The 23,325-nt window shown below is 69.2% G+C and carries 18 protein-coding genes; 5 read left to right on the top strand and 13 right to left on the bottom strand.

Going from position 1 to position 23,325, the window contains the following annotated elements; genetic code table 11:
* Positions 1 to 11 precede the first annotated feature (11 nt).
* Genes AB0N06_RS27245 through AB0N06_RS27225 form a run of 5 tightly spaced genes read right to left on the bottom strand, consistent with a single transcriptional unit; the run spans position 12 to position 8,056 of the window.
* The gene (locus AB0N06_RS27245) at positions 12 to 1,982 is read right to left on the bottom strand and encodes an ATP-dependent DNA helicase (RefSeq protein ID WP_366137311.1); all 1,971 of its coding nucleotides are present in this window, start codon (positions 1,980 to 1,982) and stop codon (positions 12 to 14) included.
* Positions 1,983 to 2,032: 50 nt separating this feature from the next.
* Positions 2,033 to 3,892, bottom strand: a complete 1,860-nt coding sequence (locus tag AB0N06_RS27240) for an IucA/IucC family siderophore biosynthesis protein (RefSeq protein WP_366137310.1) — start codon at positions 3,890 to 3,892, stop codon at positions 2,033 to 2,035.
* 60 nt (positions 3,893 to 3,952) lie between these two features.
* Positions 3,953 to 4,687, bottom strand: a complete 735-nt coding sequence (locus AB0N06_RS27235) for a GNAT family N-acetyltransferase (RefSeq protein WP_366137308.1) — start codon at positions 4,685 to 4,687, stop codon at positions 3,953 to 3,955.
* A gap of 52 nt (positions 4,688 to 4,739) precedes the next feature.
* Complete coding sequence (locus AB0N06_RS27230) at positions 4,740 to 6,635, bottom strand: IucA/IucC family protein (protein WP_366137306.1); 1,896 nt, start codon at positions 6,633 to 6,635, stop codon at positions 4,740 to 4,742.
* Between the two features lie 29 nt (positions 6,636 to 6,664).
* Positions 6,665 to 8,056 (bottom strand): diaminobutyrate--2-oxoglutarate transaminase family protein, encoded by a 1,392-nt coding sequence (locus tag AB0N06_RS27225; RefSeq protein WP_366137305.1) that lies wholly within the window; start codon positions 8,054 to 8,056, stop codon positions 6,665 to 6,667.
* A 314-nt stretch (positions 8,057 to 8,370) separates the two neighbouring features.
* On the opposite strand from AB0N06_RS27225, the gene AB0N06_RS27220 reads away from it, so the two are divergent.
* Together AB0N06_RS27220 and AB0N06_RS27215 are read left to right on the top strand one after the other, a co-directional pair.
* On the top strand, positions 8,371 to 9,594 hold the full coding sequence (locus AB0N06_RS27220) for a hypothetical protein (protein WP_366137304.1): 1,224 nt from the start codon (positions 8,371 to 8,373) through the stop codon (positions 9,592 to 9,594).
* Positions 9,595 to 9,812: 218 nt separating this feature from the next.
* A complete protein-coding gene (locus AB0N06_RS27215; protein WP_366137303.1) occupies positions 9,813 to 10,979 on the top strand; it encodes a hypothetical protein in 1,167 nt (388 codons plus the stop codon).
* A 75-nt stretch (positions 10,980 to 11,054) separates the two neighbouring features.
* On the opposite strand, the gene hflX is transcribed toward AB0N06_RS27215, so the two are convergent.
* From hflX to miaA, 6 genes are all read right to left on the bottom strand, one after another.
* Positions 11,055 to 12,575 carry a GTPase HflX gene (gene hflX / locus AB0N06_RS27210; RefSeq protein ID WP_366137302.1) on the bottom strand — a complete coding sequence of 507 codons (1,521 nt, stop codon included), beginning with the start codon at positions 12,573 to 12,575 and terminating at the stop codon, positions 11,055 to 11,057.
* 144 nt (positions 12,576 to 12,719) lie between these two features.
* On the bottom strand, positions 12,720 to 14,174 hold the full coding sequence (locus AB0N06_RS27205) for a M1 family metallopeptidase (protein WP_366137301.1): 1,455 nt from the start codon (positions 14,172 to 14,174) through the stop codon (positions 12,720 to 12,722).
* 99 nt (positions 14,175 to 14,273) lie between these two features.
* Positions 14,274 to 16,427: an HD domain-containing protein gene (locus AB0N06_RS27200; RefSeq protein ID WP_366137300.1), complete on the bottom strand. Its 2,154-nt coding sequence runs from the start codon at positions 16,425 to 16,427 to the stop codon at positions 14,274 to 14,276.
* 142 nt (positions 16,428 to 16,569) lie between these two features.
* Positions 16,570 to 17,442: a diaminopimelate epimerase gene (gene dapF / locus AB0N06_RS27195; protein ID WP_366137299.1), complete on the bottom strand. Its 873-nt coding sequence runs from the start codon at positions 17,440 to 17,442 to the stop codon at positions 16,570 to 16,572.
* 99 nt (positions 17,443 to 17,541) lie between these two features.
* Positions 17,542 to 17,979 (bottom strand): hypothetical protein, encoded by a 438-nt coding sequence (locus AB0N06_RS27190; protein WP_366137318.1) that lies wholly within the window; start codon positions 17,977 to 17,979, stop codon positions 17,542 to 17,544.
* 107 nt (positions 17,980 to 18,086) lie between these two features.
* Positions 18,087 to 19,025 (bottom strand): tRNA (adenosine(37)-N6)-dimethylallyltransferase MiaA, encoded by a 939-nt coding sequence (miaA, locus tag AB0N06_RS27185; RefSeq protein WP_366137298.1) that lies wholly within the window; start codon positions 19,023 to 19,025, stop codon positions 18,087 to 18,089.
* A 234-nt stretch (positions 19,026 to 19,259) separates the two neighbouring features.
* Here miaA and AB0N06_RS27180 point away from each other — a divergent pair, with 234 nt between their 5' ends.
* The gene (locus AB0N06_RS27180) at positions 19,260 to 19,496 is read left to right on the top strand and encodes a hypothetical protein (RefSeq protein WP_366137297.1); all 237 of its coding nucleotides are present in this window, start codon (positions 19,260 to 19,262) and stop codon (positions 19,494 to 19,496) included.
* A 23-nt stretch (positions 19,497 to 19,519) separates the two neighbouring features.
* Positions 19,520 to 19,759 carry an antitoxin gene (locus tag AB0N06_RS27175; RefSeq protein WP_366137296.1) on the top strand — a complete coding sequence of 80 codons (240 nt, stop codon included), beginning with the start codon at positions 19,520 to 19,522 and terminating at the stop codon, positions 19,757 to 19,759.
* A gap of 118 nt (positions 19,760 to 19,877) precedes the next feature.
* On the opposite strand, the gene AB0N06_RS27170 is transcribed toward AB0N06_RS27175, so the two are convergent.
* Together AB0N06_RS27170 and miaB are read right to left on the bottom strand one after the other, a co-directional pair.
* A complete protein-coding gene (locus AB0N06_RS27170) occupies positions 19,878 to 20,597 on the bottom strand; it encodes a class III extradiol dioxygenase subunit B-like domain-containing protein (RefSeq protein ID WP_366137295.1) in 720 nt (239 codons plus the stop codon).
* 113 nt (positions 20,598 to 20,710) lie between these two features.
* A complete protein-coding gene (gene miaB, locus AB0N06_RS27165) occupies positions 20,711 to 22,213 on the bottom strand; it encodes a tRNA (N6-isopentenyl adenosine(37)-C2)-methylthiotransferase MiaB (protein ID WP_366137294.1) in 1,503 nt (500 codons plus the stop codon).
* A 98-nt stretch (positions 22,214 to 22,311) separates the two neighbouring features.
* Here miaB and AB0N06_RS27160 point away from each other — a divergent pair, with 98 nt between their 5' ends.
* Positions 22,312 to 23,310 carry a TAXI family TRAP transporter solute-binding subunit gene (locus AB0N06_RS27160; protein WP_366137293.1) on the top strand — a complete coding sequence of 333 codons (999 nt, stop codon included), beginning with the start codon at positions 22,312 to 22,314 and terminating at the stop codon, positions 23,308 to 23,310.
* The last annotated feature ends 15 nt before the right edge of the window (positions 23,311 to 23,325 follow it).

The raw sequence follows: 23,325 nt of genomic DNA, 5'->3' as shown, positions 1-23,325 counted from the left end.
GGGCTACCGGATCACCGCCCGTCGGCCTTGGCGGCAGCGTCGATTGCCGCGAGAGAGCGGCGGGCCTGGTTGCGGTCCGTCGTGTACCAGAAGTCGGGAAGCGAGGCCCGGAGATAGCTGCCGTACCGGGCATTGGCCAGCCTCGGGTCGAGCACCGCGACCACACCCTTGTCGCCCGTGGCTCTGACCAGACGACCGGCGCCCTGGGCCATCAGCAGTGCGGCATGGGTCGCCGCGACAGCCATGAACCCGTTGCCCCCCGCCTCCTCGACGGCCTTCTGGCGCGCGCTCATCAGCGGGTCGTCGGGACGCGGGAACGGGATCCTGTCCATGATCACCAACTGGCAGCTCGCTCCCGGGACATCGACGCCCTGCCAGAGCGAGAGGGTGCCGAAGAGACAGGTCTCGGGGTCGGCCGCGAAGTTCTTGATCAGCTCACCCAGCGTCTCCTCGCCCTGCAGCAGGATCGGCTTGTCGAGCCGGCCACGCAGTTCCTCCGCGGCGGCCTGGGCGGCCCTCATGGAGGAGAAAAGCCCGAGCGTGCGCCCGCCGGCGGCCTCCACCAGTTCGGCAAGCTCGTCCAGCATGTCGGTGCGCGAACCCTCCCGGCCGGGCGTGGCCAGGTGCCTGGCGACATACAGGATGCCCTGCTTCGGGTAATCGAAGGGCGAGCCGACGTCGAGCCCCTTCCACTGCGGGATGTCGTCGCCCTCGGTGCCCTCGGGAGCCAGGCCCAGGGACGCGCCCACACCGTTGAAGTCTCCGCCGAGCTTGAGCGTGGCGGATGTCAGGACGACGGAACGGTCCGCGAAGAGCTTCTCGCGCAGGAGGCCGGAGACGGAGAGCGGGGCGACGCGCACGGACGCGCCGAAGCGGTCGTGGCGCTCGTACCAGACGACGTCGTACTCGGACCCCTGGGTGATGCGCTCGGCGACGCCGTGGACCGTCTCCACGGAGGCCATTGCTTGCTTGCGGACGGCATCCTCGTCCTGGACGGACTTGTCCCGGGTGGAACCCAGGGCCGTGATCACGGTGCGTGCAGCGTCGCGGAGAGCCATCAGCGCGTAGCCGAGGTCCTCCGGGACCTCTTCCAGGCGGCCGGGGAGTGCCAGCTCCATCACCCGCTCGAAGCCCTCCGCCGCGGTCTGCAGGGCATCGGCGGCCTTCTCGTTGACCAGCTTCGCCGCGCGGCGCACGGCCCGGTTCACCTGCCCGGGGGTGAGTTCGCCGGTGGCCACTCCGGTGACCCTGGAAACCAGCTCGTGGGCCTCGTCGACGATCAGCACTTCATGCTGCGGGAGCACCGGGGCCCCCTCGATCGCGTCGATGGCGAGGAGCGCGTGGTTGGTGACGACGACATCGGCAAGCTTGGCGCGCTCGCGGGCCATCTCCGCGAAGCACTCCGCGCCGTACGCGCACTTGCTGGCACCCAGGCACTCCCGGGAGGAGACGGAGACCTGCGCCCAGGCCCGGTCGGAGACACCGGGGGTGAGGTCGTCGCGGTCTCCGGTCTCGGTCTCGTCCGACCAGTCCCGCAGCCGCAGCAGATCCTGGCCGAGCTTGCTCGACGGCGCCGCGGCCTCGAACTGGTCGAAGAGTCCCTCTTCCTCTTCCTGCGGGACACCTTCATGGAGCCGGTGCAGACAGAGATAGTTCGAGCGCCCCTTGAGCATCGCGAACTGGGGTCTACGGCGCAGCAGCGGATGCAGTGCGTCGACCGTACGCGGAAGGTCGCGCTCCACGAGCTGGCGCTGCAGCGCCAGGGTGGCCGTGGCGACCACGACGCGCTCCCCGTGCGCCAGCGCGGGCACCAGGTAACCGAGCGACTTGCCCGTGCCGGTACCGGCCTGGACCAGCAGATGGGAATTGTCGTCGACAGCCTCGGCAACGGCCTCGGCCATGGAGGCCTGACCAGGCCGTTCCGTACCGCCGACGGCGGTCACGGCGGCATGCAGGAGCTCGGGGAGGGATGGCTTTGTCATAGCGTGACCAGCCTACGGTGCACCACTGACAACGGGGATCACTCCAGGACTCATGCAGAGGGGTGGAGTGGGTTGGGAACTGTGCCGTGGACGGCGGCGTGGGGGCGCTCGGGCCGGTCGCGGTAGCCGTCGCGATACAGGCGGTTGCGGTTGAGACAGAGGCGTTCGATGCGCGGCGTCAGCATGTCGAACATCTCGAAGCGGTCCTTGAGCTCGGGAAAGCGCGCGTGGTGACGCAGGATCTCGGCTCGGACGAGTGACCAGAATTCGTCCTCCGGGACAGCCAGCTGCTCCTCGCACAGCCTGGACAGGAATCGGAAGACACCGATGAAGAGCCCTGAGTGGATGAACTGGGTGAGGAAGCCGGGCTCCTCGGTGAGAAGGATGCTGCGTACGTCGTCCGGCATGGTCGCGTGTTCCGGCAGCGGCCGGGCGCTGATGTTCACATCGTCGACGAAGTCCTTGATCGCCAGCCGTACGGGCACATCCTGGTCGTCGAAGACCACGATGGCGTTCTCGCCGTGGGGGGAGAAGACCGTGCCGTACTGATAGAGGAAGTGCAGCAGCGGCGGGAGCAGTGCGGCGAAGAGCCGGGTCAGCCAGGCGGAGGGGGTCAGACCCGAGCGGGCGACGAGCTCGGCCGTGAAGGCGCGGCCGTGCGGATCCGTGTGGAGCAGCGACGCAAGCGTGCGGGCGCGCTCACCGGGCGCGAGCCGGGGGTGGAGCGGCTCTCGCCAGATCGCGCCGAGGATTTCCTTGAACTGGTACGGGGTCTCCGGGAGATGGTCGTAGAGCGGATGCTCGACGGTTACGGAGGCCACCTCTCCGAGCAGGATGACCCCACAGGTGTCACGCAGAAAGGGGTCGCGGTCGCGCAGGCCCTGGACCCAGGTGGTGACAGCGGGTGCCGCGAGGGTGCGCTCGGTCGGGAGACCCCGCCAGACCAGTGTGTTGAGGATCGACAGCGGCAGTTTGACGGTGTGCCGGTCGGGGTGTCCGAGGTTGGCGAAGGTACGGATGGACTGCTGCGGCAACCGTAGGTCTTCGTCGGTGTGCAGCGGAACGATGTCACCGTCGGCGATGGCCGGGGCGAACAGCGGAACGATCCATTCGTCCCACTGCCAGGGGTGCACGGGAAGAAAGAGGTAGGAGTCCGGGGCGAGGCCGCGGGCGCGGAGCTCGGCGGTGAATGATGCGCGGACCGAGGCGTCGAGTTCCTGCGCGTACAGCTGCTCGGGAGTGGCAAGGCGGGTCACACCTCGGTAGCCGGCGATCCGGGTGCTCACGGCGATCCACGGCAGTCTGACCGGTCTGCGGGCCTCGGGCGTGAAGCGGGAGGCGTCGGCGGCGGAGAATCCGAGACGCCCCTTGTTGGCGACGAGCCACGGATGGCCGGTCTGGTGTCCCTCGAGCTCGGCGTAGTCGAGTTCGGCCAGCCGGGCGGCGGTGAACGCGGTGTGGTCCAGCCGGGCGTCGGCGGCGAGTGTGGTGGTGATCTCGCGGATCAGATGGCCGAGAGTGGCGCCGTCGAGTTCGAGGAGACGGTGGGCGCGGGCAAGGAACTGCAACGGGTCGCGGAACGGGATGGTCCCGGTGCTCTCGTCCTGACCGGTACCCGCGGGCGCGTTCCGGTCGCTGAGCCGCATCGAGTCGGTGGCGACATGCCAACCGCCGTAGACACCCCGTCCGGCGCGGAAGTTCAGGGTTTCGCCGTCGTCCATCGCAAGGGTGTAGACGTCGCTCCCGGCGGCCCTGGGAACCGGGTCGATGACTTCCTCGTAGGCGAACTCTCCGAGCATTTTCGCGAGCAGGCGGGCGGCAGCCCGTTCCCAGACCGTCCGGTTCAGTTCTGGAGTGCTGAGCAGCGCGGGAGACTCCGCTGATTCATGGCTCGCAGGATTGTTCGGCACGGGGACTCCTCGGGACGGAACCGATGGGCTTCGAGCGGTGTAAGTAATGCAACAGGTCGTTCACAGCTGGGCACGGTGGGCTCGGTCGCGGACCATCAGGGCGGCTCGCTTGTCGGGGAGTTCGACTTCCGCCGAGAACCGGAAGCCGGCGCTCAGGAAGGCGGAGACGGAGGGAGTGTTGCGCAAGTCGGGTTCCGCCACGACGCGTGCGCAGAGGGGACGGTTGTCGAGTACGAGGTCGGAGGCGGCCCGGAGCAGGGTGGTGCCGATGCCGCGCCCGCGGTTGTTCACACCACCGATGAGGAGGTGGATTCCGGTGTCATGCGGTCGGGCGGGATAGTGGCGCGCCAGTGGGTCGAGGTCCGCACGATAGATCTCCCAGTAGCTCATGGGAATGCCGGAGAGCACGCCCAGGCAGGGGACGCTGCGTCCGTCACCGTCGAGTTGCGGGCGTAGATGGGTGGCGGTGACGCCTTCGTCCCCTGCGAGTTCCCAGAAGGTGGCGACCGCGGGGTCGTTCATCCAACGACTGATCACGGCCAGGTCGCGGTCCAGTCGCACCGGGACGAGCTGGAACACGCCGGCGGTCGTGGTGACCGGTCGCCATTCGGCCGGGTTGTCGAGCAGGTCGGAGGTGCCGGACAGGGCGGTGGCCGGTGTTGATGCCGGTGTGCCTTCCCCGAACAGCGCGAGGAACTCGTCGGAGAGCTTCAGGTCCAGGGTGTCCTCGATGCCCGAACCAGCCCGTGGGGCGGGGCCGGTTCCTCCATCAGCGTGCGCATCGTCGGGAGGCACGGTGACGCTCTCCTCTCAGCGGTTCAGTGGTTCAGGCGGTAATCATGTTCCTTCAGGCGTACAGGGGGTTGGCGATGGTGACATAGACGGACTGAGTGTCGACGGGGCCGACGAGTTCGTCGAGACCGTGGAGCCGGGTCAGCATGTTGGCCTTGCACCGCAGGTGCGGCTTCTGCAGCAGTTGCGCGGGAAGCGGGGAGCCGAGGTCGATGACACCGCCGAGAAACCGGCGGAGGCCGGCGATGAGCACGCGTTCATCGGCGAGATGCTCGGCGCCGAAGGCCCCGATCAGACCGAAGATGTTGTTGATGCCCAAGTAGTAGGCGAAGCGCTCGTCAGTGACCGCATCAGAGACGAAGGTGTCGCTGAAGGTTCCGATGCCGGGGAGCCTCTGCTCAAGTGCCTGGCGATGCGATTCGCGGAAATAATAGCCCTGATTGTCCCGATATCGACCCCCGATGGGCCAGCCGGCGGCGTCGAGCAGCACCAGCGTGTTCTGCTGGTGGGCTTCGAGGGCAACGCCTGCTGTGGCATCGAGCCACAACACGGGGCGCACGACCCGGTCGAGGTAGCGCAGGAACCACTCGGCGGCAACGGCTCCCTTGGATCTGCCGGTGGTGGCAGCGAGGCGGAAGACGATGTCGGCGAGGCGCGATTGCATGCCTGGCCGGTCGGCCCAGGGGCGCGGGGAGGTCAGCCCGGCGATGCACACCGCATCGTCGTACGGGCCGAAGGGGTTGTGGCGCAGCATGACGTCGAGGCCGGGGACGGGATCGCCACCCGGTGTGTCGACGGCGAGCCAAGCCGGGTCGCGAACGATGTCGAAGCCAGGGTGGACAGCGTGCCACTGCGCAGCGAGTCCACTGCGGAGCAGCCGGTGGACCTCCACGCCCCGGTGGAGTTCCTTGCGGAGATTCTCACGACGGGAGTTGGTGATGCGTACACCGAGGGAGAGCTTGAGCATGACATCGGCACCGGACTGATGGACGGTACGGACGGAGGAGGTGGGGTGCCAGGGCTCGCCGTGCGGTCCCAGGTCATGGAGAAGACCGGCTTCGAGCAGGGCCGCGACGTCCGGACGGCTGCTCAGTTCCCGGGCCTGCCAGGGGTGGAGCGGTAGCGGTGCCGCGTTGGCGGGGAGGTGCAGTCCGTCGGCGTGGGAGGCGACGAGGCCTTCGGCGGGGACGGGACGGCCTCCGTCCGTCCAGGAGGACTCGGTGGCCAGCAGGGAACGGTCCACAGCCATCCAGTGCAGCGGGAAAGAGCCGTGCAACTCAGGTGAGTAGAGACGGGATTCGGTCTCGGAGATGCCTTCGCGGCTCTTGGGGCTGGGGTGCAGGGGGTGACCCAGCAAAAGCGACTGCTCAGCGGTGAGGAAGAGGTCCGCGTCGGCGGGAGGTACGGGTGTGCGGCGTCGCTCGGCGATGAAACCGGCTGTACGGCGTACGGAGTCGGCGACCCTGGCCACCATGTCGGCACCTTCGTCGCGGTCTGCCTCTCGGCCCAGGAGGGCGGCGACGGTGACGGCATCGGTGGTCGGCGCCTCGTCGGGCGCGTGCTCCAGGTTGGGCGGGCCGAAGCGGTGCCATCCCGTGGCGGACCAATAGAGGACGGGGACGAGCAGGGCGGTGCCGCTGGCGGGAAGCGGGATGCGTAGAGCGTTCCCGTCGGGTCGGGACAGATCGTTCTCGCGGACCCAGCAGCGCAGCAGGTTCTCGACGCCTGATGCGTCTGCGGCCCGGAGCGGGTCCGGGTGGTCGAGAGGATCGGCCGTTCCTGCGCCGGCGGGAGGTGCCTGCGGAGTGCACCGCTCGCCATGGAGGGCTGCCATCTGGCGCGGCACCGTCGTCTGCTCGACTGCCACTCGGCCGACGAGGACGGACTGGCCTCGTTGCTGGCCGACGGGAGCGCCGTCGGCCTCGGGCGCGGGCGCGGGGGTGGGGTTCACGGCGGTCTTCCTTGTGAGGGTGTCCGGGGTCAGTAGGTCGACCCGGTCGCGATTCGGCGATGCGGCGAGCGTTCAGCGGCTGCCAGGGCGTCGGCGAGGCGGTCGACGACCGCCGTTGCCTGTTCGTCGGTGAGTGTGAGGGGAGGGAGCAGGCGTACGACGGTGGAGTGGCGTCCGCCGAGTTCGACGATGAGGCCGCGTCGGAGGCATTCCTGCTGGACAGCGGCGGCGAGGACCGGATCGGGCGATGGCTCGGTGGCACCTCCGGTACCGCCGGTGAGCGGGGCGGACTCGGGGTCGACGAGTTCGACCCCGATCATCAGCCCCCGCCCGCGGACGTCTCCGACGCACGGGTGATCGGTGGCCAACGTGCGGAGGCGGGCGAGCATACGGGCGCCGAGCGACGCGGCGTGCTCGGCGAGCCGGTTCTCGCGCACGTAGGCAAGGGTGGCCGTGCCGGCGGCCATCGCGAGTTGGTTGCCGCGGAATGTGCCGGCGTGGGCGCCCGGTTGCCAGGTGTCCAGCTCGGAGCGGTAAATGATCACTGCAAGTGGGAGGGAACCACCGATGGCCTTCGAGAGCACCATCACATCAGGGGTGATCCCGCTGTGCTCGACTGCCCAGAAAGCACCGGTCCGGCCGACGCCGGTCTGGACCTCGTCGGCGATCAGGGGAATGGATCGGGACGCGGTGATCTCACGCATCCGGCGCATCCAGCCGTCGGGGGCGGGGTTCACACCGCCCTCCCCCTGCACCGGTTCGAGGATCATTCCGGCCGGCGCGGGTGCTCCGCTCTTGGGATCGTCCAGCAAGCTCTCGGTCCACCGGGCGGCGATGTCGGCGCCGCGTTCGCCACCGATGCCGAATGGGCACCGGTACTGCAGCGGGAAGGGAAGTCGGGTCACGCTGACGTCCTCGGCTCCGCCCGAGGCCGCAAGGGCTCCCGCCGTCATCCCGTGGTAGGCGCCGGTGAAAGCCAGGAGTCCGCTGCGCCCGGTCGCGGACCGGACCAGCTTGAAGGCCGCCTCGACGGCGTCCGTGCCGGCCGGTCCGCAGAACTGGATACGGGCGTTGTCCGCGAACTGCCGTGGCAGTGTGGCGAACAGTTCCGTGGTGAACGCGTCCTTGACCGGGGTCGCGAGGTCGAGGACGTGGAGCGGCGCACCCGAGTCGATGACCTTCTTGATCGCCTCCAGAACCACCGGATGGTTGTGTCCGAGCGCCAGCGTGCCGGCTCCGGAGAGACAGTCGAGATAGCGCCGTCCGTCCGCACCTTCGATGGTCAGCCCGCGCGCCCGCACCGGCACGATCGGCAGTGACCGCGCGTAAGTGCGAGCGGCCGATTCGCGCAGCGACTGGCGGCGCAGGATTCCCTCGTGCACCGCGGGCGGTGCCACCGGAGCTGGTTCGGTCACGGCCACGGCTTCTGGTCCTCCCGCTGTAACAGTTGCGTTGCACGTCAGTACGTTTCCGCAAGGACGGACTGCGGCGTTGAATGCTGCCCGTAAGTCCCTCGTACGTACCAACGACGCCGGGCGCAGGGGATCACGGGTAATCGGAAGATCCCTGCGGAGGCGGAACCGTGGACCTGCTGCGTACCGTCACCACCGGCACCGGCATAGTGGGGGCCGTGCCGACACTCCGGGCACCATCACCGGATGGTGCGGAACGTTCGGAACAGTGCCCAAATGCACTGCAGAAGTGCTGAGTTACGAAGTCCCAGGGGGATCACCGCATGCGACCGATTCGACCAGTTCTCACCGCCCGTCCGGGGAAGAGCACACGCCGCAGGCCCTCATCCGTGCTCGCGGGGGCCGCGGTCACCGCCGTTCTCGCGCTCACGGCCACCGCCTGCGGGCCGAGCGAGGACGGTGCGAATGCCGAGCCGAGCAACTCCGCCGGGCTGACCTCGGACAACAAGATCGCTATTCCGGATGATCTGCGGGACCGGCTCAAGGAACACGGAGTCGACCTCGACAAGTGGAAGAACGGCGAGTGGAAGAACTGGGACAAGGACAAGTGGCTGCGAGAGGCCAAGGACTTCATCAACCCGATCATCGAGGGCCTCTGGGACCCGGACCGTATGCGAGAAGCCGACAAGGCACCCGAGCAACCGGTCGACAACGACATCTCGGGTGACAAGGGTGTGACGGACCCGACGCCCGTGCTGGTCCGGGCCACGAATGTGCAGTCGCCGTACCACGGCAGTGCCGCAGAGTCGGGGAAGCTCTTCTTCGACGGCCCCGAGGGTTCCATGGTCTGCTCCGCAACCGTGGTGAAGGACCCGGCCAATCCCGGAAAGTCCAACATGGTGTGGACCGCCGGGCACTGTGTGCACGCGGGCCAGAAGGGCGGCTGGTACCGCAACATCGCCTTCGTGCCGTCGTACAACAACAGCGGCCTGTCGCTCGCCGAGCTGAAGAACGCGCCCAAGGAGAAGATCGCTCCCTTTGGCGTGTGGTGGGGGCAGTGGGCGCAGACGTCCGACCAGTGGATCGCCGACGGCGGCCCCACCGGTGGCCAGGGAGCCCCGTACGACTTCGCGGTCCTGCATGTGGCCCCGGAGAAGGGCTCGACCGGGAAGTCCCTCGAGGAGACGGTCGGTTCGGCGCTGCCTGTCGAGTTCAACGCCCCGGCCGTGCCGAAGATCGACAGCATGACCGCAACCGGCTTCCCGGCCGCTCCGCCGTACGACGGCCAGAAGATGCTCCAGTGCAAGGACAAGCCGGGCCGCCTCTCGCTCACCGAGGCAGACCCGACGATGTACCGCATCGGGTGCTCCATGACCGGCGGCTCCTCCGGCGGTGGCTGGGTCGCGGCGGGCCAGGACGGCAAGCCCGCACTGGTGTCGAACACGTCCATCGGCCCGGTCACGGCCGGCTGGCTGGCAGGGCCGCGCCTCGGCAAGGAGGCCAAGGGCGTCTACGACGCGGTCAGCAAGAAGTACGCGGGACAGTAGCCCACACGAACTATGACCGGCAGCCTTGCCGGTGACGGTTTCTCAGGGGGCCCTCGGCGCGACAGCAGTCCGCCGGGGCCCCCTTATGAGCGGCGCCTCGGTGGCGGAAAGCATGCGCCGGACCGTCATAGGGTGGTCCTGCATCTCGGGGTGGCCACTGATCCTGGCAACCGCATGACGCGTTCATGGCATTTTCTGCTTTCAGGGGGAAGTTTTCCATGCGATCCGTACGACCACTGCTCGTCGCGACCGGCCTCGTCGCCGCTCTCTCGCTGACGGCCACAGCATGTGGTCCGAGCGAGGACAAGACGGACGGCAAGCCCGCCGCCGAATCCGCCGGTGGCAACGACACCGGCGGCATATCCGCCGATCTGACCGAGACGCTCAAGAAGCACGGCGTCGACCCGGAGAAGTGGAGGAACGGCGAGTGGAAGAACTGGGACAAGGACAAGTGGCTGCGTGAGGCCAAGGACTTCGTCAACCCGGTGATCGACGGGCTGTGGAAGCCCGAGCGGATGAAGTCCGCCAAGGACCCGGCGAAGACGATGGCGGCCAGTGACTTCTCCGGCGACCAGGGCGTCACGGACCCGGAGCCCGCACCGGTCAAGGCAGAGCCCGAGGAACTGCCGTACCACGAGCACGCCGCCCCGGTCGGCAAGGTGTTCTTCGACTCCCCCGAGGGGTCCATGGTCTGCTCGGGCACGGTCGTCAAGGACCCGAAGAACCCGGGCAGGTCCAACCTGGTGTGGACGGCCGGACACTGCGTCCACGCCGGTTCGAAGGGCGGCTGGTACCGCAACATCGTCTTCGTGCCCGCCTACAACGACAAGGGCAAGTCCGCCGCCGCGCTGGAGAACGCCCGGTCCGAGGAGATCGCCCCGTACGGCGCGTTCTGGGCCGACTGGGTCACGACCTCCGGAGAGTGGATCGCCCATGGCGGCCCCACCGGTGGCGAGGGCGCCCCGTACGACTACTCCGTGCTTCACGTGCAGCCGCAGAACGGCACCAAGTCGCTTGAGGAGACCGTGGGCAACGCCCTGCCGGTCAATTTCGACGCCCCCGAGATCTCTCAGATCAGCGCCATGGGCGCCTGGGGCTACCCCGCCGCCGCCCCGTACGACGGTCTGATCATGCACAAGTGCATCGACCGTCCCGGCCGGCTCTCCATCAGCCCCAGCACCCCGACGATGTACCGCATCGGCTGCACCATGACCGGCGGTTCCTCCGGTGGCGGCTGGTTCAGTGAGGGCTCCGACGGCAAGCTGGCGCTGGTCTCCAACACCTCCATCGGCCCGGTGACTTCGGGCTGGCTCGCAGGACCCCATCTGGGCCAGGGCGCGCAGGAGATCTTCACCATGATGAGCGACAAGTTCGTCGGCCAGTAGTCACGGTCCGGTTCACGCCCGAAGGCCCGCTCCCTCACAAGGGAACGGGCCTTCGGTCCGTACTGTGTCGTGCTGTCAGTGCGCCACAGGCACAAACGGCGCGAGTTCCGCGGCCAGTTCCTCGTGCACCCACGCCTTGAGGAGAGTGCCCTCCGAGGTGTGTTCCTCGGAGATCACTTCGCCGTCGGCGTGCGCCCGGGAGATGAGTCCGCCGTGCGTGTACGGGACGAGTGCCTCGATCTCGACCGACGGCCGGGGCAGTTCGGCATCGATGAGCGCGAGCAGCTCGTCGATTCCGGCCCCGGTCCGCGCCGAGACGGCAATGGCGTACTTCTCGTTCCGCAGCAGACGCTGGAGGACCAGCGGGTCGGTCGCATCCGCCTTGTTGATCACCACGACCTCGGGCACGTCCAGCGCACCCACTTCGCGGATCACTTCGCGCACCGCGGCGAGCTGCTCCTCGGGAACCGGATGCGAGCCGTCCACCACGTGCAGGATCAGGTCGGACTCGCCGACCTCCTCCATGGTGGAGCGGAACGCCTCGACGAGGTGGTGCGGCAGATGCCGAACGAACCCGACGGTGTCGGCCAGGGTGTAGATCCGGCCGCTCGGCGTCTCGGCCCGGCGCACGGTCGGGTCGAGCGTGGCGAAGAGTGCGTTCTCCACCAGGACGCCCGCCCCGGTCAGCCGGTTGAGCAGCGACGACTTGCCTGCGTTGGTGTAACCGGCGATGGCGACCGAGGGCACCTTGTTGCGCTTGCGCTCCCGCCGCTTGATCTCGCGCCCGGTCTTCATCTCCGCGATCTCCCGGCGCATCTTCGCCATCTTCTCGCGGATCCGGCGCCGGTCCGTTTCGATCTTGGTCTCACCGGGACCACGGGTGGCCATGCCGCCACCGCCGCTGGAACCGCCGCCGCCCATCTGACGGGAGAGCGACTGTCCCCAACCGCGCAGGCGCGGCAGCATGTACTGCATCTGCGCCAGCGAGACCTGCGCCTTGCCTTCTCGGGACTTGGCGTGCTGGGCGAAGATGTCGAGGATCAGGGCGGTCCTGTCGACCACCTTGACCTTGACGACATCTTCCAGATGGATCAGCTGGCCGGGACTGAGCTCACCGTCGCAGACGACGGTGTCGGCTCCTGATTCGAGGACGATGTCACGCAGCTCCAGCGCCTTGCCCGAGCCGATGTAGGTGGCCGGGTCGGGCTTGTCGCGCCGCTGGAAGACGGCGTCCAGTACCTGAGCACCCGCCGTCTCGGCGAGCGCCGCCAACTCCGCGAGGGAGTTCTCGGCGTCCTGCACGGTCCCCGAGGTCCAGACGCCGACCAGCACCACACGCTCCAGGCGCAGCTGTCGGTACTCGACCTCGGTGACGTCCTCAAGCTCTGTGGAAAGGCCCGCCACACGCCGCAGTGCCGCGCGCTCGGAGCGGTCGAACTGCTCGCCGTCCCGCTCTCCGTCGATCTCGTGGCTCCAGGCGACGTCCTCTTCCATCAGGGCGTTGGCCCGAAGGCTTTCGGTGAGGCTCTCGGTGACGTTCTCCGTGGCACTCTGCGCATTCTGCGCGTCCTGGGGAAGGGAAGAAGAGGAGGTCATTGGATCCTTACGTCGATGGAAGTCCGTTACGTCAGTCACAACGCGTGACCTGTCCGGATGATTCCCGCTCGGGAGAATCTCCGGTCCGGCTGCCGCGGCGACCCGTCGATAGTGGCATGGCCCGGACGGCCCCGTCACCCGGATTTACCGGTGTCCGGCGGGCTGCGTGCCGCGCCAGTCCGGGTGCCCGGGCATCGGCGGGGTCTTCTCGCCGTACAGCCAGCCGTCGAAAAATGCGGTCAGGTCGCGTCCCGCAATCTCTGACGCCAGCCGGACGAAGTCCGCCGTGGTCGCGGTGGAGTCACGGTGCGTCCTCACCCAGCGGCGTTCCAGCCGGTCGAACGAGCTCTTGCCGATCTCCTGTCGCAGCGCGTAGAGGACCAGCGCGCTGCCGTCGTACACGACGGGCCGGAAGAGGCTGATCTTCTGTCCCGGCGAGGGCGCGGCGGGACGGGCGGGCGGGCCTCCGACCGCGCGCCAGCTGTCGGACCTGTTATAGGCATCGCGCATCCGGTTCTCCAGCGACTTCTTGGCGTGCTCCTCCGCGTAGCGGGCCTCGTACCAGCTGGCATGTCCTTCGCTGAGCCAGAGATCGGACCAGGTCTGTGGGGAGACGCTGTCGCCGAACCAGTGGTGGGCCAGCTCATGGACCATGATCGAGTCGACGTACCACTGGGGATATGCCGTGTTGGTGAACAGGGTCCGTTCGAAGAGTGTGAGTGTCTGAGTCTCCAGCTCGAAACCGGTCTCCGTGTCGGCAACCAGCAGTCCGTACGTCTCGAACGGGTACCGGCCGACCTGGCGCTCCATCCATTCCAGCTGTCCGGGCGTCTTCTTGAGCCAGGGCTCCAGGCGGGCAGCGTCCGCAGCCGGCACCACATCACGAACCGGCAGTCCGTGCGGCCCGGTCCGCTTCCGGACGGTCGAGTGCCCGATGGAGACCTGGGCCAGTTCGGTGGCCATGGGGTGCTCGGTCCGGTACGTCCAGGTGGTCGAGGCGCCGTGCCGGACCGTGCCGGCGGGCAGGCCGTTGGCCACCACCGTCAGGTCCTTGGGGGCGGTCACCCGGAAGGTGAAGTAGGCCTTGTCAGCGGGGTGGTCATTGCTGGGGAAGACCCGGTGCGCGGCGTCGGCCTGGTTGGCCATGGCCAGGCCGTCGGAGGTGCGCAGCCAGCCGCCGCTGTCCTGGTCGCCGCTGGGGTCGCTGGTGTGCCGGACGGTGATCCGGAGCGGCACTCCGGCGGCCAGCGTGCCGGGGGGTTCGACGACAAGGTCCTCGCCCGTGACGGCGAAGTCGGCGCGCAGGCCGTTGACCGCGACGGAACGGACGGTGCCGCGGGTGAAGTCGAGGTTGATCCGGTCCAGTGGCTCGGTGGTCCGCGCGTCGATCGTGGTGACGGCGTCCAGGGGTTCGCTGTTGCTGCCGTGGTAAGTGAATCCGATGTCGTACGAGAGGACGTCGTACCCCGGGTTGCCGAGGGTGGGGAAGAGTGAATCTCCGACGCCGAGCGGCACGGGTGAGGGCAGGGTGGCGGCAACGAGGGTGGCCGATGCAGTGGCCAGCAGGGCGGCCCGCAGGCGGCGGGGGATGAACGGCATGGACTACGGCTATCAGCGACCCGCACAGGGACGGGCGCGGCACGCGCCGCGCCACTCGAACGAGGTCGCCGGGACAGCTGGGCGCCGCGTAGGACTGGTTCAGACGGCGGCGGCCGGGTGCTGGGCACGGTTCACGTCGTACACCCCCGGTACGTCCCGCATCGCGCGCATCAGTGCGGGCAGTCCGGCGGCGTCCGGGAGCTGCAGGGTGTAGGTGTGCCGAACACGTTGTTCGCTGGGCGGTTCCACGGTGGCGGAGATGATCGCCGCGTCCGCCGACGCGATGGCCTCGGTGAGATCGGCGAGCAGCCCTGGCCGGCCGAAGGACTCGGCGACCAGGGTGACCCGGCATTCCGCCGCGTCGCCCCAGCCCACCGTGACGGGCGTCCGGCCCGCTGCCTGCATCCGGGCCACCCCGGGACACTCTCGCCGGTGCACGGTGACGACGCCGCCGCGCACGGTGAATCCGGTGACGTCGTCGGGCGGTACGGGGGTGCAGCAGCCTGCGAGCCGTACGGTGGCGTCCGGCATGTCTACGACGGCGGTCGCGGCGCGGCGTGCGGCCCGGTTGGCTCCGGCGTCCGACAGGTAGGCCGGCTGCCGCTCGGGCCTGCCGCCCGCGGGCTGGCTGCCGTTCGTCCCCTGGGCACCCTCCGGGTGGGCGTCGAGCCACCCGGTGATGGCGATGCGCGCCGCGGGCGTACGGACGTGGTCGAGCCAGTCCGGTGAGGGGCCGGAGGCGGTGTCCTCGGCCAGCAGCAGCTGCACGGTGTCCCCGTCGCTGAGCACGGTGGAGAGCGTGGCGAGCCGGCCGTTGACCCGGGCCCCGATACAGCTGTGGGCCTCGTCGCCGTACTGCGCGTAGGCGGCGTCGACGCAACTGGCGCCGGCGGGGAGTCCGAGCGTGCCGCCATCGGTGCGGAAGACCGTGATCTCCCGGTCCTCGGCGAGGTCGGCGCGGAGGGTGGTCCAGAAGGTGTCCGGGTCGGGGGCGGACTGCTGCCAGGCGAGGAGCCGGGAGAGCCAGCCGGGCCGGGTCGGGTCGGCGCGCTCGCCGTCCGCGGGTTCGGCCTGCGGCAGCGTGGAGGTGCCGTCCGCGATGTAGGGGTTGCCGAGGGCGATCACGCCCGCCTCGGCGACCTTGTGCATCCGATGGGTACGGATGAGGACTTCCGCGACCGCTCCCCCGGCGCCCACGACAGCGGTGTGCAGCGACTGGTACAGGTTGAACTTGGGGGCCGCGATGAAGTCCTTGAACTCGGAGATCACGGGGGTGAAGCAGGTGTGGAGCTCGCCAAGGACGGCATAGCAGTCGGCGTCCTCGCCGACGAGCACGAGCAGCCGCCCGAAGTCGGTGCCGCGCAGCTCTCCGCGTTTGATCCTGACGCGGTGCACGGAGACGTAATGGCGGGGCCTGATGAGGACGTCTGCGGGGATGTCCGCGTCCCGCAGCACGGTTCTGACGTTCTCTGCGACGGCGGAGAGGGGGTCGTCGGTGGCTCCCGGGGAGCCGGATTCCGGTGCCGAGGACGCGGCGATCAGTGCCCGGGTGTGCGCGTACTCCTCGGGATGGAGGATCGCGAAGACAAGATCCTCCAGCTCGGTCTTGAGCGCCTGTACCCCAAGCCGTTCGGCGAGCGGGATCAGCACGTCACGGGTGACCCTGGCGATCCTCGCCTGTTTCTCCGGGCGCATCACGCCGAGGGTGCGCATGTTGTGCAGCCGGTCGGCGAGCTTGATCGACATGACCCGGACGTCGTCCCCGGTGGCGACCAGCATCTTGCGGAACGTCTCGGGTTCGGCGGCCGCCCCGTAGTCGACCTTCTCCAGTTTGGTGACGCCGTCGACGAGATAGCAGACCTCGTCGCCGAATTGTTCCCGCACCTGATCGAGGGTCACCTCGGTGTCCTCGACCGTGTCGTGGAGCAGCGAAGCGGTCAGTGTCGTGGTCTCGGCCCCGAGCTCGGCGAGGATCAGCGTGACCGCGAGCGGATGCGTGATGTAGGGCTCGCCGCTCTTGCGCATCTGCCCCCGGTGGGAGGACTCTGCCAGGACGTAGGCCTTGCGGAGGACGCTGAGGTCGGCGTCCGGGTAGTGGGCCCGGTGGGCCTCGGCGACGTGGCCGATCGCGTCGGGCAGCCGGTCACGGGAGACCGGTCCGAGCACGGCGACGCGGCCGAGCCTGCGGAGATCGATCCGGGGACGGCCTCGTCTGCGGATGGGAGCACCTGGGTTGGTGGCCTCTGCGCTCATGGGGGCACCTCCGGCAAACGTCGACCGGCGGTGGGGAAGTGCGGACGCGCCTCCGGGCCGGTGCTTGATGCTACCGACCCCACCACGTGGCGGAGTCCCGCTCTCGCTCAGCGTGAAACGGATCACCCATTCGAGCGAAGCTCTAGCCGGTCACCGTTTCGAGCCAGGCCGGATCGATCTTGCCCTCGGCGACGATGACAGCGGCTCCGGTCATCTCGATCTCGCCGTCCGGCCGCTCGGTGATCACAAGGGTGCCGCCCAGCAGATCGACGGTGTACGTGACCGGGGTGCCGGTCTCGGCGGGGTCCGCGCCGTCCCTGCGGGCGGCGGCGACGGCCACGGCGCAGGCGCCGGTGCCACAGGAGCGGGTCTCGCCGGAACCGCGTTCGTGGACCCGCATCGCCACATGGCGCGGTCCACGGTCCACGACGAACTCGATGTTGACGCCGTCGGGGTAGACGGCGGCAGGGCTGAACGGCGGTACGGAGAACAGCTTGCCCGCGTGTGCCAGGTCGTCGACGAAGGCCACCGCGTGCGGGTTGCCCATGTTCACGTTGCGGGCGTCCCAACTGCGGCCGTCCACGGTGACCGTGACGCCGTCCTCGGGGAGCTGGGCGCGCCCCATGGAGACCGTGATGTCGCCGCCCTTGGCGAGATGGACCTTCTTCACGCCGCCGCGGGTCGCGACCGCGAGGTCGCCCTCCTCGACAAGTCCGGCGCGCTGCAGATAGTGGGCGAAGACCCGCACGCCGTTGCCGCACATCTCGGCGATCGAGCCGTCGGCATTGCGGTAGTCCATGAACCACTCGGCGTCGGCCGCCATGATCCGCGCCTCGGGGTGTGCGGCGGACCGCACGACGTGCAGCAGCCCGTCACCGCCGATACCGGCCCGTCGGTCGCAGAGCCGGGCGACGACGGATGCGGGCAGGTCGACGGTGTTGTCCGGGTCGGGAACGATCACGAAGTCGTTCTCGGTGCCGTGACCCTTGAGGAAGGGGATCTCCGAGGTGCTCACAGGGCAACTGTACGAGGTCGCGCCGACAGCGGACGAAGCCAGGCCGAACGATGGACGGGGCGCGGCTGCGGACAGATGACGGGAGGCGCGAGCCCGGACTCAGCGCAGTCGCGCCACGCGCCAGATGGCCAGCGCGACCAGTGCGCCGCACACGGCCACGTACAGGGCGATCACCCGCCAGTCGGGGCGCTCCCCCGAGCTCCGGGCCGGCAGGCCCGGCCAGGTGTGGCCGACACGGCGGGCGGCCATCATCCCCCAGCCCGCGGCGCAGCAGCTGATCAGCAGACCGAGCATGGCGACGACCGCACCCCCGTCGCCGAACTCGAAGGCGAGCGGGAAGGCGAACATCAGAGAACCGACCGCGGCAAGCATGACGATCGGAGCGAGCTGCCAGATCCTCAGACGGCGCGCGGGCCGCAGCTCGACCTCGACCTCGGGGGTCACCTGGGGCTCGTCGGGCCCGTCAGGGCTCAGGCGTCCCGCCTCGTGCTGCGTGTCCGGTGCGTCTTGTTCTGTGTCGCGAGGGCCGGCCTCCATCGCCACGCGCCCTCCCAACTCGGACTTCCCTGGTCGATCGATGCTCGATGATGGCACGCTCCCGGTCGCCTTAATGACGGGCAGGGCTTCCCGATGCCATCACGTGATCAGGCTGTAACCGCTCGTTCGACCAACGCCAGCGCCCGGTGCGGTAGTTCCCCGCGGTGCTCCTCGGCGCCGCTCAGCCAGTGGACGCGGGGGTCGCGGCGGAACCAGGAGTCCTGACGGCGCGCGAAGCGTTTGGTGGCGCGGACCGTCTCGGCGCGCGCCTCGTCCTCCGTGCACTCCTTGGCCAGTGCGCCGAGCACCTGCTGATAGCCGAGCGCACGGGAGGCGGTGCGCCCCTCACGCAGACCGCGGTCCTCCAGTGTGCGCACCTCGTCCACGAGCCCTGCCTCCCACATCCGGTCGACCCGGAGGGCGATGCGTTCGTCGAGTTCGGGGCGGGCCACGTCGACGCCGATCTGGATTGCGTCGTAGACCGCTTCGCCACCCGGGAGGTTGGCCGTGAAGGGCTTCCCGGTGATCTCGATGACTTCGAGGGCCCGGACGATGCGGCGGCCATTGCTCGGCAGGATGGCCCGGCCCGCCTCGGGGTCGGCGGCGGCGAGCCGGCCGTGCAACGGCCCTGAACCGTGCTCCGCCAGTTCCTGTTCCAGCCTGGCGCGTACGCCGGGGTCCGTGCCGGGGAATTCCAGTGCGTCGATCGCACCCTTCACGTACAGCCCGGAGCCGCCGACCAGAACCGGGGTCCGGCCCTCGGCGAGCAGCCGGTCGATCTCGGCTCGGGCCAGCCGCTGGTACTCGGCGACGCTGGCCGTCTCGGTGACGTCCCAGATGTCCAGCAGTCGGTGGGGTACGCACCCACGCTCGGCGAGCGTCAGCTTCGCAGTGCCGATATCCATCCCCCGGTAGAGCTGCATGGAGTCGGCGTTGACCACTTCGCCACCGAGCTGCTGGGCCAGGAATACCCCCAGATCGGACTTTCCGGCTGCAGTGGGACCGACGACGGCGATGACCCGCGGTGCGGGAGATGGACTACTCACTGCCCCAGTCTCGCAAATGTCCGGCCCTCTCCCCGAATGGGCTACGTGACGGCACGAAGCCGGAGTCGTTTGCTGTTCCGAGGTGTCGCGCGCCGGTTCGGACCGGCCCCCGTCCGGCAGGCGGCCGGATGGCCGAAGGCCCGACGGGGACTGACGGACGAGAGCCCGAGTGGCGCAAGGGGACGCTCCGGGCGGCGCGGAATTTCGATCACACGAGTAAAATATGGAGAAAATGTGGGTGTTTTTTCATGGTTTCGCCGTTCCTCCTCCGGAGCGGTCGAGACGTCGGCCGAGGAAGCCGCAGCACCGACGGACGAGGCGTCCGAGGTCGCCGCGACGGCGTCCGGGGCGCCGGTGGACGAGTCGGTGACGTCCACCGGGTCGGAGTCCTCCGAGGGCGTGGAAATCCCGAAGCAGCAGTCGGCCGACGAAGCGGCGGACAACGCGGCCGGAGACAGCGCCCGCACGTAGTCCCCCAGCAGGGAAGGTGTCCGATGGGCTTCATGGACAGTCTGAAGGCCAAACTGAGTCCGGCGAAGGGCAAGGTCGGTGACCTCGCGCAGCAGCACGGGGACAAGATCGAGCATGGAATCGACAAGGCAGCACGGACGGTCGATCAAAAGACAAAGGGCAAGTACAGCGACAAGATCGAGTCCGGCTCGCAGAAGGCCAAGCATGCGATCGACCGTCTGTCCCACAGGGGCGAGGGCGGTACTCCGCCACCGGCTTCCTGACCTCGGCACCTCGACCTGATCACGGTGGACGGCCGCGGAGCGGCATCGCTCCGCGGCCGTCACGTGCGTGCCCGGCCCGGAACCCTCCACCCCGGTCCGAGAGCAGCCGGATCCGTCCTCAGGACCAGGTGGCGACCATGTATCCGACGCCGTACGGAGCGTCCTCGTAGAGCAGCCGCCCGCCCAGCCCGGCCCCTTCCGCCGCACCCGCCAGCACCTGCCACGGCGCCCGGCCCGCCACCTTCAGTTCGTACGCCAGTGACTCGTCCAGCGCACTCAGCACGGCGAGGTCCGCGGCGCCCAGGGCCCGTGACACCTCCATGTCGAACGAGAGGGCGCGCTCGTCCAGATAGCCGGGGGCCTTGACTGTGCGGCAGGCGCTGCCGTCGCCCATCACCAGCATGGCCACGCGGCGGGCCCTGGCCGCCAGCTCCCGTCCGGTGCTCGCGCAGCGCCCGGCTTCGAGCGTCTCCCCCACGCCCAGGCCCTCGATCGGCGCGTCCGCCCACTTCGCACAGGCAAGCAGCCACGCGGCGACGGAGAGGGACGGCGGGAGCGGGCGCACCGCCGCAGCGCCGGGGTCTCCTCCGAGCCCGAGCCGGACGTCGAGATCGACGCCGAAGCCCTTGAAGGATCCCGGGGCCCCCTCGGAATGCGGCCCGCGGCCATCGGGATCCGCGGGCCCGATCACGATCAGCAGGTCGGGGCGGGCCGCGGCGAGCACGCCCAGGGCATCGATGCACGCGGTCCTCGCGGCCAGGAGCTCTGGCGCGGCTCCTGCGGCGACCTCGGGTACCAGCACGGGCGGACAGGGGCAGACAGCTGCGGCGACAAGCATGCTGGGCAGCGTACTGCGTCAGCCGATTCCGCCCGTTTCCCCCCGTCCGTTCCGGCCACGGGTCCGCGACCCGGCGTACCGGCCGCGGGTCCGTGCCCCCTTGCCCTACGAGGTCAGTCGCACCCGCAGCCGGGAGCCGCCGCGGGCGGCAACGGCGCCGGGGCGCCGATGCCGGGCAGCCCGAGCATCACTCCGGCAGGCTTGACGGCCTCGGCGACCGTGCGCTTCTCCCAGGCGTCCCCGGACCGGGTCCGCCTCACACCGAGCGGCGCGCCCTCGGCGAGCAGGTGGTGCGGGGCGGCGTAGGTGATCTCGACCGTCACCACATCGCCGGGGCGCACCTCCTCGTCCGGCTTGGTGAAGTGGACCAGGCGGTTGTCGGGAGCACGGCCGGAGAGACGGTGTGTGGCGCCGTCCTTACGGCCCTCGCCCTCAGCGACCATGATCTCCAGGGTGCGGCCGACCTGCTTCTTGTTCTCGTCCCAGGAGATCTCCTCCTGGAGGGCGGCCAGGCGCATGTACCGCTCCTGGACGACCTCCTTCGGGATCTGCCCCTCCATGTCGGCAGCCGGGGTTCCGGGGCGCTTGGAGTACTGGAAGGTGAAGGCGTTGGCGAAGCGCGCCTGACGGACCGCGTGCATGGTCTGCTCGAAGTCCTCCTCCGTCTCGCCGGGGAAGCCCACGATGATGTCGGTGGAGATGGCGGCGTCCGGCATCGCGGCGCGCACCTTCTCGATGATGCCGAGGAACCGCTCCTGCCGGTACGAGCGCCGCATCGCCTTCAGGATCGTGTCCGAACCCGACTGCATCGGCATGTGCAGTTGCGGCATGACGTTCGGCGTCTCCGCCATCGCCGCGATCACGTCGTCGGTGAAGTCGCGAGGGTGCGGCGAGGTGAAGCGGACCCGCTCCAGGCCCTCGATCTTCCCGCAGGCGCGCAGCAGCTTGGAGAAGGCCTCGCGGTCGCCGATGTCGGAGCCGTACGCGTTCACGTTCTGGCCGAGCAGGGTGATCTCGGAGACTCCCTCGGCGACCAGTGCCTCGATCTCGGCCAGGATGTCGCCGGTGCGGCGGTCCTTCTCCTTGCCGCGCAGCGCCGGGACGATGCAGAAGGTGCAGGTGTTGTTGCAGCCGACGGAGATGGAGACCCACGCGGCGTAGGCGGACTCGCGGCGGGTGGGGAGGGTGGAGGGGAAGGCCTCCAGGGATTCGGCGATCTCGATCTGCGCCTCCTCCTGGATACGGGCGCGCTCCAGAAGCACCGGCAGCTTGCCGATGTTGTGCGTTCCGAAGACGACGTCGACCCATGGGGCCCGCTGGACGATCGTGTCGCGGTCCTTCTGCGCCAGACAGCCGCCGACCGCGATCTGCATCCCGGGCCGCTTCGTCTTCATCGGGGCAAGCCGGCCGAGATTGCCGTAGAGCTTGTTGTCCGCGTTCTCCCGCACCGCGCAGGTGTTGAAGACGACGACATCGGCGTCACCGTCGGCGCCCTCGGGCGCACGTACGTACCCCGCGCCCTCCAGCAGCCCCGACAGCCGCTCGGAGTCGTGGACGTTCATCTGGCACCCGTAGGTGCGCACCTCGTACGTTTTCAAACCCTCTACCTCGCTCATCTCGTCCACCAGGGTACGAGGTCGTACGGACACCCAGGGCCTCTCTTCCACAGGACCGGCCCTGGCCATCACGAGGAGTGAGCTGGCAGGATCGCGCCATGCTCCACGCACTGTCCCGTATCGGCCGCCGACGCACCCTTCAGGGGGGCGCCGTCGTTGCCGTCGTTCTCGGGCTGGTGCTGTGGTGGGTGCTGCCGCTCGGGGATCCGCCGCCGAGCGGATCTCTGACCTTCAGCACCGGGGTACGCAGCGGGGTCTACCAGCGCTACGGCGAGCGGCTCGAGGGAGCCCTCGCCAAGGACCTGCCCAAGGTCTCGATTCGACTGCAGACCAGCGAGGGCTCCCAGCAGAACATCCAGCGGGTGGCGACCGGGAAGGCCGACTTCACCATCGCCACGACCGATGCCCTCGCCACGTATCTACAGGATGGCAAGGCCGGGGCCGACCGGCTGCGCGGCTGTGTCCGGCTGTACGACGACTACATCCAGCTGGTGGTGCCCCGGGACTCGGACGTACAGACGGTCTCGGATCTCGCCGGCAAGCGGGTCGGGGTAGGGCAGGAGGGTTCGGGCGTGCGTCTGGTCGCCGACCGGATGATGACTGCCGCGGGTCTTGATCCGACGCACGGCATCACCCCGGTCCCGGCCGGGATCGACACGATGCCGACGCAGTTGCAGAACGGTCTTCTCGATGCCTTCTTCTGGTCCGGCGGGCTGCCCACCAACGCTGTGCAGGAGCTGTCGGACCGCTTCCCGATCAGGCTCGTGCCCCTGGAGGCATCGCTGATCAAGCGGCTGCGGGCCGGCGGCGGCCCCACTCGCTACTACCGCTCGGCCGTGATGCCCGCCGACGCGTACCGCAACGCCCAGCAGGGATCGGCCATCTCGACGGTGGCCGTCGCCAACGTGCTGGTCACCACGGACCGCACGGATCCGGCGATGACCGAGGCGTTCACCAGGACGGTGATCGACAGCCGGGACCGCATCGGACGCGAGGTGCATGCGGCGCAGTTGGTGGACCTGCGGACAGCGATTTACACCGATCCGCTGCAGCTGCACGACGGGGCCAGACGCTACTACCGGTCCGTCAAGCCCTGACGCACTCCGGCGGAG

The sequence above is a fragment of the Streptomyces sp. NPDC051020 genome, assembly GCF_040683105.1.
Taxonomy (GTDB): Bacteria; Actinomycetota; Actinomycetes; order Streptomycetales; family Streptomycetaceae; genus Streptomyces.
The sequence above is the reverse complement of the archived record's forward strand: the minus strand, read 5'-3'. Positions and strand labels throughout refer to the sequence as shown.

Bases quoted from the DNA above. Each gene is read 5' to 3' on its own strand.
- AB0N06_RS27245 (WP_366137311.1), bottom strand. From the start codon at position 1,982: ATGACAAAGCCATCCCTCCCCGAGCTCCTGCATGCCGCCGTGACCGCC.
- AB0N06_RS27220 (WP_366137304.1), top strand. From the start codon at position 8,371: ATGCGACCGATTCGACCAGTTCTCACCGCCCGTCCGGGGAAGAGCACA.
- AB0N06_RS27215 (WP_366137303.1), top strand. From the start codon at position 9,813: ATGCGATCCGTACGACCACTGCTCGTCGCGACCGGCCTCGTCGCCGCT.
- hflX (WP_366137302.1), bottom strand. From the start codon at position 12,575: ATGACCTCCTCTTCTTCCCTTCCCCAGGACGCGCAGAATGCGCAGAGT.
- AB0N06_RS27205 (WP_366137301.1), bottom strand. From the start codon at position 14,174: ATGCCGTTCATCCCCCGCCGCCTGCGGGCCGCCCTGCTGGCCACTGCA.
- AB0N06_RS27200 (WP_366137300.1), bottom strand. From the start codon at position 16,427: ATGAGCGCAGAGGCCACCAACCCAGGTGCTCCCATCCGCAGACGAGGC.
- AB0N06_RS27190 (WP_366137318.1), bottom strand. From the start codon at position 17,979: ATGGAGGCCGGCCCTCGCGACACAGAACAAGACGCACCGGACACGCAG.
- AB0N06_RS27175 (WP_366137296.1), top strand. From the start codon at position 19,520: ATGGGCTTCATGGACAGTCTGAAGGCCAAACTGAGTCCGGCGAAGGGC.
- AB0N06_RS27170 (WP_366137295.1), bottom strand. From the start codon at position 20,597: ATGCTTGTCGCCGCAGCTGTCTGCCCCTGTCCGCCCGTGCTGGTACCC.
- miaB (WP_366137294.1), bottom strand. From the start codon at position 22,213: ATGAGCGAGGTAGAGGGTTTGAAAACGTACGAGGTGCGCACCTACGGG.
- AB0N06_RS27160 (WP_366137293.1), top strand. From the start codon at position 22,312: ATGCTCCACGCACTGTCCCGTATCGGCCGCCGACGCACCCTTCAGGGG.